The organism is Bacillus sp. z50 (genome assembly GCF_058313585.1).
The window spans coordinates 368,510-383,048 of record NZ_JBZFQL010000001.1 but is presented as its reverse complement, the minus strand read 5'-3'; the positions used below and the strand labels follow the sequence as shown (position 1 = coordinate 383,048).

Genomic DNA, 14,539 nt, shown 5'->3' with positions numbered 1-14,539 from the left:
GTAAACCTTATTAGGTTATCTCTAATGCACTTGATAATTAAGGGAAATATTAATAAGGTCACTTATTAAAAAAAGTATCAATGGAACCAAGTAGAGGATAAATAATATTGCCTTCAGACTTTTATAAAAATGCATTATCTCGATTAGATTCTTTACTAGAAAATATATTAGGGTGATTCGTAATACTAAACAGGGATATCGATATTTTTAACATAAGGTAGTACAAATACCTTTACAAGAAATGACTTACTTTATTGGTAAGTCATTTTATTTATAAGCCCAACATGGTGTAATTTCGATATCCATTGAAGGAGTAGTAGTTGTTTGCTTTAAGAAAACTTTTCTTGGTTTCGTGGAATCTGAAGGAAACGAGCCGTGAATTTCCTACCTATGAATACAATCCTCATAGAAGGGCAGGTTTCATTGGTTGAGCTTATAGGACGAAACAAATAATAGGACGTATGATTTGTGGTTTACGCTATCTAGAATGCAATTCGAAAAAAACTTTATTTTTAGTATCGTTTATTACGAAAGCGATTTCCATGAAATTGGGTAAAAATTCAAATAAGTAGTTGATTTTTCAGATAATTACATTTATAATTTCTTGTGAAAGCGGTTTCTTTACTGTGAATTATGGAATGATACCAGCCTTTTAGAAACCGGTTTCTAAAAAGTGGTGCTATTATCATATTTTTAAATGAATAGTATGGTAAAGGAGGTAGGAAGCGTATAAGTATGGTTCAAAATTTTCATATTCTTTTTGATGAACGTTTGAAAAAACAATAATAGGGGGTTTTACAATTGAAAAGCTTAAAAAAATTGGCTGCAATCGGATTATCAACGGTCCTGGCGCTGTCATTGGCAGCATGTAAGGATGAAGAAAAGACTTCTTCAAACGGTGGTAAAAGTGGTGAAAAAGTTACTCTGGATTTCTGGACATTCGGAGCTACGAATTATGAGGATCTTGCGAAGGAATATGAGAAGGAAAATCCAAACGTCACTATTAAAGTAAGAGCAGCTGAAACAGCAGACCATCATGATGCTTTATTTACCGCTTTATCGGCTGGAAGTGGAGCGCCTGATATCACGATGTTGGAAATTGACCAATTAGACCGTTTTAAAGCAGCACAGGATCGCTTTGAAAACTTATATGACCTTGGTGCAAAAGATATTCAGGATCAGTACTTAGATTGGAAATGGAAAACAGGTGAGAATGATAGTGGCGATTTCTTGATTGGTCTGCCAACAGATATTGGACCGAAAGCCTTGTACTATCGTGCAGATTTATTTGAAGCTGCAGGTCTTCCAACAGATCCAGAGGAAGTAGCCACACTGATTAATTCACCAAAAGCTTTTGAAGAAGCTGGTGTGAAGGTGAAGGAAAAAACAGGCAAGGTATTTATAGATAGTATCGAAATGGCATTCAGAGCTTACTTGGATGGTGCAGAAACAACATTCCTTAATTCTAAAGGGGAGTTATTGATCGAAGAGGACGGTAACGCTGTTAAAGAAGCTTATGATTATGCTGTGAAATTGAATGAAATGGGTATTGTTGGTAAATTTGAAATGTGGTCTCCGGAGTGGGCAAATGCTGTAAATAAAGGTGAATTTGCTGCTGAATTAGGGGCTGGATGGTTAAAAGGCTGGATGGAAGGGAATGCGCAAGAAGCTTCCGGTAAATGGAGAGTTGCGACATTGCCATCTGAATTTGCGGCAAACTGGGGTGGCTCATTCATCTCCATACCAAGCGAAACGAAAAATGCGAAAGAAGCATATAAATTTACTTCATGGTTAGTTTCTCCAGACAATCAACTAAAATCCTTCCAAGACAAGGGACTTTTCCCTTCCGCACAAGCTGTATATGAAATGGATGCTTTCAAAACAAACGAAGATGCTTTCTTTGGCGGTCAAGCAACAGCACCTGTATTTGCAAAAGCAGCACAGGATATCAGTGGGGCTGTTTATAAAGGAGAAAAATACTTCCCAATCTATTCAGAAGTATTGAATGGCTTAAAGAACGTTCAAAATAAAGGAACGGATCCTGAAAAAGAATGGAAAGCCGCTGTTAAACGCTCCAAGGGCTTACTAAACCGGTAATTTCAATAGATTACTAATAAGGTGGGAATCGGCGTGACTTTCATGGATACGTCGCTCCCATCTTTGATAAGAAAAGAGGTGTGAAAATGGATCCAGTGAAAGCGAATCCTAGTATGAACGAAATCAAAGTTAAAAAGAAGCGAGCTAGATCTGAGGCAAAAAAAGATATGTATTCCGCTTATTTATACATTGCTCCTTTCTTTATCATTTTTGCGATTATTGGTTTATATCCTATGATTTTCAGTATTTATTTAGCATTTCAAAAGTGGAACGGTCTCAGTCCCATGGTCTCAGTGGGGTTGGATAATTTTAAGGTTGTTTTAACAGACCCTCTATTTTGGAAGGCTGTTTATAATACGATTGTTATGGGCATTATGGGCACGGCTCCGCAAATTGTGTTTGGAATCATTTTTGCTTATCTGTTAAATCTAGCCTTCCTAAGATTTAAAAACTTCTTCAGAGTCACTATTTTTATGCCTTATATTACATCAATGGTTGCGGTAGCCTTGATTTTCAGTGTGCTGTTTAGTAATCATGAATCCTCCTTAGCCAATTATGTTCTTAGTTTAGCAGGTCTTGATCCAGTAAGCTGGGCAAGTTCAGAATGGGGAACGAAAATTGCGATATCCATTATGGTCTTTTGGCGATGGGTTGGCTATAATACAATCATTTACCTAGCAGGGATTCAGAGTATTCCCAATGATTTGTATGAAGCTGCCACGATTGATGGGGCAAATAAAACCCAACAATTTCGTTACATAACCATTCCTATGTTAAAACCATTTATTATACTGACTGTCTTTACTTCTACCGTTGGAGCTTTGCAGCTGTTTTCCGAGCCTACTATATTTATGGGAACAGGCGCCTTTACAAGAGATGAGGCTATGACGATCGTTATGTACCTGTATCGTGATGCTTTCAGATTGCAATCCTTTGGTACTGCTTCTGCAACAGCTATTATTTTGCTGGTATTAATCTCAGTGATTGCAGCAATCAATGTATACGTAACTTCTGGAGTTGGAAGAAAAAGGAGGGGTGGGAAATGAATAAAAATAAAAAAGTGAGGAAATTTTCCATAAGCAAACTATTAGTTTATACCTTATTGGGCATCTCCTCCTTATTATCCTTGTTCCCGTTTTATTGGATGTTTGTAATGGCGACTAGTCCAAGCTCGGCCTTTAACTCGATTCCTCCCACCCTTACACCGGGGAATATGTTAGTTGAAAATTTTAAAAAGGTATTAAATCAAATTGATTTCTTCGGTTCGATGTGGAACTCATTTGTCATTTGTGCCATTGTAACAATCGTTGTTCTATTCATTAGTTCATTGGCCGGTTTTGCCTTTGCTAAGTTTACATTCCGGGGAAAAAATGTACTATTTATCGCGATTTTGCTAACGATGATTATTCCGCCGCAATTGGGTTTAATCCCTCAATATTTCCTTATATCAAAGGCGGGCATGCTTGATACATTACCAGGGGTAATGGTGCTGTTCTTTTTAAATCCTTTGGGTATCTTTCTCATGAGGCAATATATTAGTAAATCGGTTCCTGATGAACTTATCGAAGCAGCAAAGTTAGATGGCTGTTCGAACTTTAGAATTTATCGCAGTATCATCGTGCCGATTACTCTCCCTGCATTTGCAACGTTGGGTATTATTGTCTTTACGGCAGTATGGGGTGAGTTCCTATGGCAGTTTACCGTGTTAAGAGATCCGGAAAATTATACGATTCAGGTAGCATTGGCTCAATTAAGCAATACACATAATGTGGATTTTGGAATGATTATGTCAGGTGTATTTTGGGCAACAGTACCGTTATTACTAGTATTTTTATTTTTCAACAGGTTGTTTATTTCGAGTATTACTGAAGGCTCAGTTAAATAAACATTCCTTCCAAATTTTATGCTTAACTATTGAAACTCCTATTAACCTAAAAATGGGTAACCAAACTACTCGCATTTAGAAGGGATTAACATGAATTTAACGATTAAAGATATTGCACAAATGGCCAATGTATCTCAAGGTACAGTTTCAAAAGTAATCAATAATTATGAGGGAATAAGTGAAAAAACGAAAAAAAAAGTGATGGATATTATTAACCAAAGTGGTTACGAGCCAAACTTTTCTGCCAGATCATTGGCTACGAAAAAGTCAAATCTAATTGGGTTAATTTATGCCGGAAGAATTAATGTTGATATGACCCATCCTTATTTTAATGAGGTTATCTCTTCATTTAAAAAGAATATAGGTTTACTGGGTTACGATATTTTAATGTTTTCAAACGAACATTTTCAGTCGGATAATGGAAGTTATTTAGCAAGATGCCGGCATTTTAATGTGGATGGCTGTTTAATTATTGCTGGTGAAGAGGTGGAGGAATCTACCTACGCTTTAGCTTTAGCCGGCCTGCCCTGTATCGGAATCGATATTGAATTAAAAGGGCCAAAGGCTAGCTATATTATGACTGATAATTTGGGCTTGTCGAGAAAAGTGGTGGAATATCTGTATCTTCATGCTATTAAAAAGATTGGTTTTATTGGCGGTATATTTGATTCTCCTGTTTCGATCTTTCGCAAAAAAGGTTTCCTGGAAGCACTGAATCAATTTGGACTCGAAATTTGTGAGGACTGGATTCAATACGGTGATTTTCATGAGGAAAGCGGGTATGCGGCAATGAAGAAAATCCTGTGCTCTAAAACGCTGCCAGAAGCAATTTTTGCGACATCAGATATGATGGCCCTCGGAGCTTTGCAAGCTATTAAAGAAGCAGGCTTAAGCTGTCCAGATGATATCCGGTTAATTGGCTGTGATGATATTGCAGCCTGCCGTTATAGTTCTCCAAAATTAACAACGGTGAAACAGGATAAGGAAAAGTTCGGTAAATTATCCGCCTATATGCTCGACGATTTAATTAATGATAGATCCCAATTAAAACCGGTATTTATTGATTCCGAATTAATTATCCGAGAATCCTGTTAATCAAAGTTTCATAGACTTCGAGGTTCACAGAAGCTGATAAATTCTGATGTTTTCGATGTATGAAGCTATTTTATAACCCATAAGAAACACAGATATATTGGATATGATAATTGTATGAAAAATTGGGTTGCTGGAGGTTATATAGTGAATTACTATGCGGTACTTGATGTTGGTGGCTCTGCCATTAAATATGCACTTATGGATGAAACGGGATGTTTTATTGAAAAATCCTCACTTCCAACTCCTAAAGAGAGTCTTACCGAATTTATAAATACAATTGATATGATCGTGAAGGATTTTAAAAATAAATATGTGATAAAAGGTCTGGCGGTGAGTATGCCTGGTGCGGTAAATATTGAAACCGGGATCATAGAGGGGATCACAGCACTCCCTTATATCCATGGCCCTAATATAAAAGAACTCCTTCAGGAACGGACAAATTTACCGGTAGAATTGGAGAATGACGCTAATTGTGCTGGTTTGGCGGAGGGCTGGATTGGTGCAGCAAAGGATGTACAGGATTATCTTTGTATAGTGATTGGCACCGGTATAGGCGGTGCCGTCGTACTCGATAAAAAAGTTCGGCATGGGAGAAATGGGTTTGCTGGAGAATTCGGATATATGAAGATGGAGGGCTATTTGGGAACACAACCAGCAGAAACCTATAGCACGTTGGCAGCCGTAGGAGGCTTGATCAAGCAGGTTGCTAAACGAAAAGAGAGAGACCCCGATACTTTTACCGGTAAGATGATCTTTGAGCTTGCTGAACAGGGTGACACAGAGGTACAGGAAGAGATTGATAAGTTTATGCGTCGGCTTGCTGTTGGCATATATAATCTACAATTTATTCTGGATCCGGATAAGATTTTGATTGGCGGTGCAATCAGTAATCGCGAAGCATTTATCGACAAGATTAATGAAACATTAAACGAAATGAAATATGAAACAGATGGATTAACGGTCAAAGTTGAAAAATGTCAGTTTGGAAATGATTCGAATCTAATTGGTGCTTTGTATCATTTTTTACAGCGGCAGAAGGACTCCATTTTGGTTTAAAGCTAGATTGGGAGAATGTCTAAGTGACTATGTTATAAAAGGAAAAGACAACATTCAGACGGAAGGGAGACTAAAGCGATATGTATAAAACATTAAAACCGTTTCCGACAGACTTTTTATGGGGAGCTGCTTCTGCTGCCTATCAAATTGAAGGTGCATGGGATATAGACGGAAAAGGGGTTAGTAATTGGGACCAATTTGTACGTATCCCGGGTAAGACATATAAAGGGACGACGGGAGATGTCGCAGTAGACCATTATCATCGTTATAAGGAAGATGTCCGTTTAATGGCAGAAATGGGTTTAAAGGCGTACCGTTTTTCTGTATCATGGCCGCGTATTTTTCCAAATGGAAGAGGTGAAATCAACGAGCAGGGACTCGCCTTTTATGATGATTTGATTAATGAGCTGCGAAAATATCAAATTGAGCCTATCTTAACCTTGTACCATTGGGATTTACCACAAGCACTTCAGGACGAATATGGCGGATGGGAGTCCAGAAGAATCATTGAGGATTTTACGAATTATAGTGTGGAATGTTTTAAACGCTTTGGAGATCGTGTGAAGTACTGGGTCAGCTTAAATGAACAAAATATTTTTACTCGCCATGGATATGATCAAGGTTCACATCCACCGGGCGTAAAGGATACAAAGTTATTCTACCAAGTGAATCATCACGCAAACCTGGCCAATGCCAGTGTCATCAAAGCATTCCGTCAATATGTCCCGGATGGACAGATTGGTCCGAGCTTTGCCTATGGTCCAGCTTACCCGGCATCTTCAAAGCCGGAAGATATTTTGGCTGCTGAGAATGCAGAGGAGTTGAATAGCCATTGGTGGATGGATATATATACTTGGGGAAAATACCCGAAGGCAGCATGGAACTACTTGGTTGAAGAAGGTCTTGCTCCTGAAGTGGAAGAGGAGGACTTTGTTTTATTAAGAGAAGGTAAGCCAGACTTTATGGGCTTAAACTATTACCAAAGCTCGACCTTTGAAGTCAATCCTTTAGAAGGCGGAGTGGGTGCCGGTGAAATGAATACAACCGGGATCAAAGGGACATCAAAGGATTCTGGAATTCCAGGACTATACAAAACTACGAAGAATCCAAACCTTGAACGGACGAATTGGGATTGGAATATTGATCCGCAAGGGCTGAGAACTGCGCTGCGCCGAATCACAAACCGATATGATTTGCCGATATTGATAAGTGAAAATGGACTCGGTGCATTTGATAAGGTAGAGGAACATGACCAAATCCATGATGATTACCGGATCGAGTACCTTCAGGCTCATGTGAAAGCAATTCAAGACGCCATTTCTGATGGTTCCGAAGTGATTGGCTATTGTGTCTGGTCTTTCACAGATTTACTAAGTTGGTTGAATGGTTTCCAAAAACGCTACGGGTTCGTCTATGTTAATCAGCACGAAGAAGGCACGCATGACTTACGCCGTATCAAAAAGGATAGCTTCTATTGGTACAAGCAAGTCATTGAATCGAATGGAATTTAGAGAAAGCGGAGGAATACTTCGCTTTCTTTTTTATGCAATCAATTAAGAGTTTTGTTTCTATTGCGATTAAAAAACTTCTGTATACATTTCTTTGAAAAAGTAAGTATATGAATTGAAGGTAAATAGGGTCGACGAAAGGCACAAAGTATATTTTTAAGGGCAAAAAAGCATTTATAATAGCTTTCATCGAAAATGATGGATTTAACTCAGTCTACTTGACCATGCAAATAATGCTTGTCTACATACAATATTTTATACCAACAAGAAAGGAGGAAATATCAATGAGTTCAATAAGAATTGAGGATTTACTTGCATTTATACAAGCTCAACTACAAAAGCAACAACAGCAACAATTAAGCAATCAAGAAAACGATCAAGATCAAGATCAAGAAACAGATCAAGAAACAGACCAAGATCAAGACCAAAATCAAGATCAAGATCAAGATCAAGACCAAGACCAAGATCAAGACCAAGACCAAGACCAAGATCAAGATCAAGATCAAGACCAAGACCAAGATCAAGACCAAGACCAAGACCAAGACCAAGATCAAGATCAAGATCAAGATCAAGACCAAGATCAAGACCAAGACCAAGACCAAGACCAAGATCAAGATCAAGACCAAGATCAAGACCAAGACCAAGACCAAGACCAAGATCAAGACCAAGACCAAGACCAAGATCAAGACCAAGACCAAGACCAAGACCAAGACCAAGACCAAGACCAAGACCAAGACCAAGAACAAAATCAACGAACTGAACAAAAATTCCATTTTGATGTGAAAAATGGTAACGCGTTTGTTCAAAATAGTGGTAATTCAAGGGCTAGAAAATAATTTAGCCAATGGTTGTATTATAAACCATCGTTCTTTCCAATAAAATATTGATAAAATAAGATCATCGCATAGGCAATCCCAGTATTATCAATATATACAATACCATTTCCACTTTGTTTAACACTTGCATTCCCATTTTCATTTACTTTAAAAACGGAAAAAAATAATATTGAAAATAACACATGTTAATAGTCGGAATGGATCTGTAAGAGGTTACGATTGTTTTGGTATGCAAATGATACTTTGTATTCATTGTATATTTGGATTCGGAACATTAGCATCGTTTCCTAGGTTATGTCCTAAAATGGAAAAAAACAAAGGAATTCAAGATGTGAATGTGACACACAAATCAAATAAATCTTATGATGAATCACCATTAGAAAGTGAAAGAGTCATTGTACCCAATCCACCTTTAGATATTAAAGGCGAGAAAACAGCGGATGTAGATTTAATACAAGAACAAAATAATCCTTTGAGTTCAATAAAATATTCAAATAACAACAATCCTCAATCTATCCATAATTTGCCGAATAATATTAAACATGAGTCGATTATTGCAAAAGAAAGAAATACATTACTGTCTATAAAAATCATCAGTATTAATGGTAATTCAAGTATAGAAAAAAGTGGTGGATCAATTGCTGATTAAGATTGTATAATAATTTGTGAAGAGTTCGTTACCGCATATTGAAATTTTCATCAGACACCCACAAATGTTTGTTATGTTTATCTCATTTAGAGAAGAATAGACCAAGTCTTTCTCTTAAAATCCCTCATATAACGAATTTATGACGAATTCAATTATTTAGAAAAACAATAAAAGTATCATCTCAGATTGGTTATCAGGGTATCCACAGGGGAGTGACTTGCCAAAAAGGTAAGTCATTTTTATTTTAAAAAATACTCCTATACATTTATTAAAAGAGGCTGGGACAAAAGGTTTCCAGTAACTAAAAAAGCCGAACTATTATTAAATGCAGTGTTAGCATTATTTATAATAGTTCGGCTTTTTCTATTTAGATTAATAAAAATCCAATACATCATTCGGCTTTAGACATAATAAATTTAGTTATGTCCCAGCCTCTTTAATTAAGTATGAGCTACTTCTAATCTTTTCTTACTAGCTTTTTATTTTACCCTTTAACAAAAAGTTGGAGATAGCGAAACTGCATGCTCCAAGAGCGCCATTTATATCGGAATATTGTTTAAATGCAATGTCCCAAGTATGGCTGAGGGGAAGTAGAATGTTATTTTGATTTAAACAATGGCTAAGCAGATTGTTTAATACGGGTTCGTTAAATAGCTCTCCGTGTAAAATGATTTTATTTGTATCAATCAACATCGGTAAATTATTGATTGTAATAGACAGGTATTTAATGGCGTTATTAAGGATGTTGGTGACTCCTTCATCCCCCATTTTATAAGCACTTAAAATGGTTTCAATTGTGATGCTATGTTTATCTGGGGTTAATTGCCCCAAAAAAGTTGTATTCGAACTCTCATAAAGTATGCGGGATTTTTTTATAATCAAAGCCTCACTAGCGTATGTCTGCAAGCAGCCCCTTTTTCCACACTCACATAGTTCTCCGTCTGGGTGAACAATCGTATGACCTATTTCGCCTACCAAAAATTTGTTTTCTCCATAAGTATGTCCCTCATAAATATAAGAACAGAACATCCCTCTACTGACATGAAAGAAAATGAAATTATCATCTATATGATTCTTGCTGAATAGTCTCTCCGCGTTGGCCATACAATGAACATTATTTTTAAAGTAGATTGGTAATTCTACATTTTCCAGTAGAAGTCCTAGATTAAAGTTTTTCCAGTGTGTATTGTTGCTGTAAATGGTCTTACTTTTATCATTAAAATGTCCAGGCAATGCAATTCCGACGGCCTTTGGCTGATAGCTGTGATGACAATGAATAAAATGATTTAACTCCTCTATAAAATGAGCTTCTGTTAAAGCATCATTTTTATTTCCTGCATTAAACTTAATTACCTTCTCAGCATAGATTTTTCCGATATTATCACTTAGGCAAAACGAAAAATATTTTTCAGATAATTCACATCCAATATAAAAACTGTGATGTGCGGCAATATCTAAAAGAATCCGTTTACGTCCCGATTTATTATTTTCAGAAGAGTCTTCTCCTAATTCATAAATTAGGTTTTCTTTAAGTAAAGATCCAGTTATCTCACTAACTGTAGCAGGGGTAATACCTGTATGATTTGAAATCTCTATTCGTGAGATAGGACCATGGACATAAATTTTATCTAAAATTTTAGTACGCAGTTCTCTTTGTTTAGTTGTGAGTGTCATGATAATCTCCGTTCTTATTCTTATCTTAATTAATTATAAATTATAATTAATTTACTATTTAAAATCAATTTTCAAAAAACTTTTTCTTCCTTTATATATGGAAAGGTAAATGTGCGAAGTAAAAAAATACTAATACTATCAATAAATTGAAAATTCTTGATTGACAAAAGCGCTTTCATTAATTAGTGTTAAGATAGTTAATTATATTTTATTATTATTTAAATGATAAAAATAAGGTATTTTTATAGTCTTTGATAATAATTTATAAATAAAGGAAGATATTTTGATTTTCAAAGGAGGCTAAGAACGATACAAGGATTACTTATAAGATTAAAAGCATTCTATAAATGTAATTCATTTGGATATGAACCTTGAGGAGGAATTAAACAGTGAGCAAAATGAATGAACTGTTGGAAAATAAAATGATGCCCATTGCTGGAAAATTAGGTAGTAATAAATTTCTGATTGCTATACGAGATGGTATTACGTTTGCAATGCCGTTAATTATTATTGGCTCACTTTTTATGATTATAGCTAGTTTCCCGGTGCCAGGTTGGGAAGCATGGTTGGGTAAGATGGGAATCGCAGACTTTTTATGGAAAGGCACTGACAGTAGTTTTGGGTTAATTGGTTTAATAGCCAGTTTTGGGATTGCTTATAGTTTAACAAGGCAGTTTAATGTAGACGGAATCGGTTCAGGCATTATCTCATTGTCTGCATTTATTATTGCAACTCCATTTATTTCTTCTGATGCTGGAGCTGGAATGCCAATTGCTTATATGGGAGCGAAAGGTTTATTTATTGCTATAATTATGGGTTTGCTTAATGGCTATATATATCAATGGTTCATTAATCGTAATATTCAGATTAAACTTCCGGAAAGCGTTCCGCCAGCTGTAGCCAGAAGCTTCAGTGCCATTATTCCGGGTGCAGTAATTATAACGATGTGGTTAATTATTTATTCTATTCTAAGTACGTTTGATTTACCAAATGTACATGACATTGCGCAAGTCATCTTAGGTAAACCATTAGGGTTATTGGGAAATAACGTTTTTGGTACAATCATCGTGGTAGGTCTCAATAGTTTATTCTGGTTTGTTGGTATCCATGGAGGTAATGTAGTTAACTCAGTTATGCAGCCTGTATGGATTGCCAACTTAGATGAAAATCGTGTGGCTTATCAAGCTGGTCAAGAATTACAAAATATTATTACACTACCCTTTATGGATAACTTCGTCTATATTGGCGGGGGCGGAGCTACGATTGGTTTAGTTTTAGTTCTCGGATATTTAGCACGTAAAAAGAAAACGAGCAAACAAACAAAAGCATTGGCACCGATTACCGTTGTACCAGGTTTATTTAATATTAATGAACCGACTATGTTTGGTATACCAGTAGTATTGAATGTAATGTTGTTCATTCCATTTATTCTTGCTCCAATGATAAATGTAGTGGTCACGTATTTAGCAATGGCCTCGGGTTTAGTACCGTTAACTAGAGCAGCAGCCTCCTGGACAATGCCTCCAATATTCAGTGGATTTTTAGTTACAGGTGATATAAGCGGGGCGATTTTGCAGATTGTTTTAATAATACTGGATATCTTACTTTACTTGCCATTCGTTTTAGCTGTTGAAAAGCGTTTCAAATCGCAAGAATAGTTTGACTATATAAAGTTACTGAACTACTAATTTATCTTTTGATTTGTTCTCAATGAAACTAAAAAATATAGGGATCAAATGATAGTTCCAATGCAAATAATGATTCTTGATTAATTAAGAATGAAAACATACTCTGGGCTACCACTATTAATGAAGAGATTGAAGTGTAAAAGTATGAATGATCAGGATTAGTGGATTAGTTCAAAAAAGCAATGAAGGGGACTTTAAAAATGAAAAAACGATTAATCAGTGCAAATGCATCAGAAATATTGGAAATGACTGCAGTAGAGTTGAAGCAAAGTATTAAAGCATGCGAAGGACGCGTTATTATGTCTGAAAATGTTGCGGTTCGTGAACCTTATATTGAAGATATTACAAATGCAGAAATTGCCCGCTCGTTTGGAGCAGACTTAATTCTCTTGAATGGTGTTGATGTGCTTTCGCCACATATTGCAGGATTAGAAAACGAAGAAGGTTCATTCGTAGAGGCACTTCACCGATTGGTCGGCCGTCCTATTGGTGTTAATCTAGAGCCAGTGGACAATTCAGCGAATATGGCAGAAGAAAGATTAATCATTTCAAAAGGTCGTCAAGCTAATCTAGAAACCATACAGGAAATTGAAAAATTAGGACTTGATTTTGTATGTTTTACAGGAAATCCTGGCACGGGTGTAACAAATGAGCAGATCCAAAAAACGATACAGCTTGCTAAAGAACATTTCTCGGGATTAATTATCGCAGGAAAAATGCATGGAGCAGGAGTGGATGAGCCAGTTGCAGATGCAGAAGTGGTGAAAGGTTATATTGATTCAGGTGCAGATATTATTTTAGTTCCTGCAGTGGGGACTGTTCCAGGCTTTGATGATGAAGAACTAAAGAAGATTGTAAAAAGTGCCCATCAACATGGTGCCCTTGTTTTATCTGCTATTGGTACAAGCCAAGAAAGTTCTGATGAAGACACGGTTAAACAAATTGCTATCCGGAATAAAATTTGTGGGGTGGATATTCAACATATCGGTGACGCGGGGTACGCCGGTCTTGCTCCTGTAGAAAATATATTTGCGATGAGTAAAGCTATTCGTGGTATTCGGCATACAGTCTCTATGGTTGCTCGTTCTATCAATAGGTAAGGCTCATATACTTAGTTTACTAGACAATAGAGGCATAAGCCCAATGCCTTGCCTGCTATAGTTCGTTATTTTCATTGGAAGAAATTTGCGTGAACAGATATTTATATATCCTTATTAACTGACATCTTTAAACTAAAGAATGAAATCAAAGGAGGAACTAACAGTGAAAACTATTATGTTAGTATGTGCAGCAGGAATGAGTACAAGTTTATTAGTGACAAAAATGCAAAAGGCAGCAGAAGTGCGTGGAATCCAAGCTGATATTTTTGCCCAATCAGCACAAGAAATGGAATTTACTCTCGAACAGAAAAATGTAGATGTATTGTTATTAGGACCTCAAGTGAAATATATGCAAAATCAAATTGAATCAAAACTGGTCGGGAAAAACATTCCTGTAGCAGCAATTAATATGCAATATTACGGTATGATGAATGGTGAAAAGGTCCTTGATCAAGCACTGCAAATAATTGAAAACAAGTAATAAAAGGATAGCTGTTAATGGAAGGCGAGAAGGGGGGATACTATGTCATTAGAAGCAAATGATTACTATACTGTGGCGTTTAAGATTATTAGTAACGTAGGTGCGGCTAAAAGCTTAGTAATGGAAGCGCTTTATGCGGCGAAAGAAGGAAAATATGAATTAGCAGAAGAAAAGTTAGCTGAATCAAAACATTTCTTTGTAGAAGGTCATAAAACGCACGCCTCTTTAATTCAAAGAGAGGCAAATGGAGAAAAGCTTGAGTTCTCGCTTATATTTATGCATGCGGAAGACCAGATAATGAGTGTTGATACGATTACAATTCTAGTTACAGAAATGATTGAACTATATAAGCGTACAGCATAGAAGATGTGGACTGCTTACAAATTTGCATACATTTAAAATAGCTGAAATACACATAGCCACAAAAAGGGCTATGTGTATTTCGGCTTATATTTAGTTACGGTTTTTTT

Annotated in this window: 13 protein-coding genes; 11 read left to right on the top strand and 2 right to left on the bottom strand. The window is 36.4% G+C overall.

Annotated elements, in window-relative coordinates; genetic code table 11:
- The first annotated feature begins 801 nt into the window (after positions 1-801).
- The 6 genes from AC4G3N_RS01685 (at position 802) to AC4G3N_RS01660 (ending at position 7,644) form a co-directional block, all read left to right on the top strand.
- On the top strand, positions 802-2,097 hold the full coding sequence (locus AC4G3N_RS01685; RefSeq protein ID WP_491089606.1) for an ABC transporter substrate-binding protein: 1,296 nt from the start codon (positions 802-804) through the stop codon (positions 2,095-2,097).
- An 86-nt stretch (positions 2,098-2,183) separates the two neighbouring features.
- The gene (locus AC4G3N_RS01680; protein WP_491089605.1) at positions 2,184-3,143 is read left to right on the top strand and encodes a carbohydrate ABC transporter permease; all 960 of its coding nucleotides are present in this window, start codon (positions 2,184-2,186) and stop codon (positions 3,141-3,143) included.
- A complete protein-coding gene (locus tag AC4G3N_RS01675) occupies positions 3,140-3,982 on the top strand; it encodes a carbohydrate ABC transporter permease (RefSeq protein WP_066106949.1) in 843 nt (280 codons plus the stop codon). The genes AC4G3N_RS01680 and AC4G3N_RS01675 overlap by 4 nt, the downstream gene beginning before the upstream one ends.
- A 90-nt stretch (positions 3,983-4,072) precedes the next feature.
- A complete protein-coding gene (locus AC4G3N_RS01670) occupies positions 4,073-5,077 on the top strand; it encodes a LacI family DNA-binding transcriptional regulator (RefSeq protein ID WP_066106946.1) in 1,005 nt (334 codons plus the stop codon).
- Positions 5,078-5,221: 144 nt separating this feature from the next.
- Positions 5,222-6,133 (top strand): ROK family protein, encoded by a 912-nt coding sequence (locus AC4G3N_RS01665; protein WP_077248133.1) that lies wholly within the window; start codon positions 5,222-5,224, stop codon positions 6,131-6,133.
- 80 nt (positions 6,134-6,213) lie between these two features.
- Positions 6,214-7,644 carry a glycoside hydrolase family 1 protein gene (locus AC4G3N_RS01660; RefSeq protein WP_066106940.1) on the top strand — a complete coding sequence of 477 codons (1,431 nt, stop codon included), beginning with the start codon at positions 6,214-6,216 and terminating at the stop codon, positions 7,642-7,644.
- A 315-nt stretch (positions 7,645-7,959) separates the two neighbouring features.
- Here the strand turns inward: AC4G3N_RS01660 and AC4G3N_RS01655 are convergent, their stop codons facing one another.
- Positions 7,960-8,463 (bottom strand): hypothetical protein, encoded by a 504-nt coding sequence (locus tag AC4G3N_RS01655; protein WP_491089604.1) that lies wholly within the window; start codon positions 8,461-8,463, stop codon positions 7,960-7,962.
- A 318-nt stretch (positions 8,464-8,781) separates the two neighbouring features.
- Here AC4G3N_RS01655 and AC4G3N_RS01650 point away from each other — a divergent pair, with 318 nt between their 5' ends.
- Positions 8,782-9,126 carry a hypothetical protein gene (locus AC4G3N_RS01650; RefSeq protein ID WP_491089603.1) on the top strand — a complete coding sequence of 115 codons (345 nt, stop codon included), beginning with the start codon at positions 8,782-8,784 and terminating at the stop codon, positions 9,124-9,126.
- A 471-nt stretch (positions 9,127-9,597) separates the two neighbouring features.
- Here the strand turns inward: AC4G3N_RS01650 and AC4G3N_RS01645 are convergent, their stop codons facing one another.
- Positions 9,598-10,800: an ROK family transcriptional regulator gene (locus tag AC4G3N_RS01645; protein ID WP_491089601.1), complete on the bottom strand. Its 1,203-nt coding sequence runs from the start codon at positions 10,798-10,800 to the stop codon at positions 9,598-9,600.
- A 398-nt stretch (positions 10,801-11,198) separates the two neighbouring features.
- On the opposite strand from AC4G3N_RS01645, the gene AC4G3N_RS01640 reads away from it, so the two are divergent.
- From AC4G3N_RS01640 to AC4G3N_RS01625, 4 genes are all read left to right on the top strand, one after another.
- Positions 11,199-12,458: a PTS sugar transporter subunit IIC gene (locus tag AC4G3N_RS01640; protein WP_066104263.1), complete on the top strand. Its 1,260-nt coding sequence runs from the start codon at positions 11,199-11,201 to the stop codon at positions 12,456-12,458.
- A 230-nt stretch (positions 12,459-12,688) separates the two neighbouring features.
- The gene (locus AC4G3N_RS01635; RefSeq protein ID WP_066103358.1) at positions 12,689-13,588 is read left to right on the top strand and encodes a DUF7916 family protein; all 900 of its coding nucleotides are present in this window, start codon (positions 12,689-12,691) and stop codon (positions 13,586-13,588) included.
- A gap of 163 nt (positions 13,589-13,751) precedes the next feature.
- Positions 13,752-14,069, top strand: a complete 318-nt coding sequence (locus AC4G3N_RS01630) for a PTS sugar transporter subunit IIB (protein ID WP_302621338.1) — start codon at positions 13,752-13,754, stop codon at positions 14,067-14,069.
- Positions 14,070-14,111: 42 nt separating this feature from the next.
- On the top strand, positions 14,112-14,432 hold the full coding sequence (locus tag AC4G3N_RS01625; RefSeq protein WP_066103365.1) for a PTS sugar transporter subunit IIA: 321 nt from the start codon (positions 14,112-14,114) through the stop codon (positions 14,430-14,432).
- Positions 14,433-14,539 lie beyond the last annotated feature (107 nt).

Bases quoted from the DNA above. Each gene is read 5' to 3' on its own strand.
- AC4G3N_RS01680 (WP_491089605.1), top strand. From the start codon at position 2,184: ATGGATCCAGTGAAAGCGAATCCTAGTATGAACGAAATCAAAGTTAAA.
- AC4G3N_RS01675 (WP_066106949.1), top strand. From the start codon at position 3,140: ATGAATAAAAATAAAAAAGTGAGGAAATTTTCCATAAGCAAACTATTA.
- AC4G3N_RS01670 (WP_066106946.1), top strand. From the start codon at position 4,073: ATGAATTTAACGATTAAAGATATTGCACAAATGGCCAATGTATCTCAA.
- AC4G3N_RS01660 (WP_066106940.1), top strand. From the start codon at position 6,214: ATGTATAAAACATTAAAACCGTTTCCGACAGACTTTTTATGGGGAGCT.
- AC4G3N_RS01650 (WP_491089603.1), top strand. From the start codon at position 8,782: ATGGAAAAAAACAAAGGAATTCAAGATGTGAATGTGACACACAAATCA.
- AC4G3N_RS01645 (WP_491089601.1), bottom strand. From the start codon at position 10,800: ATGACACTCACAACTAAACAAAGAGAACTGCGTACTAAAATTTTAGAT.
- AC4G3N_RS01640 (WP_066104263.1), top strand. From the start codon at position 11,199: ATGAATGAACTGTTGGAAAATAAAATGATGCCCATTGCTGGAAAATTA.
- AC4G3N_RS01635 (WP_066103358.1), top strand. From the start codon at position 12,689: ATGAAAAAACGATTAATCAGTGCAAATGCATCAGAAATATTGGAAATG.
- AC4G3N_RS01625 (WP_066103365.1), top strand. From the start codon at position 14,112: ATGTCATTAGAAGCAAATGATTACTATACTGTGGCGTTTAAGATTATT.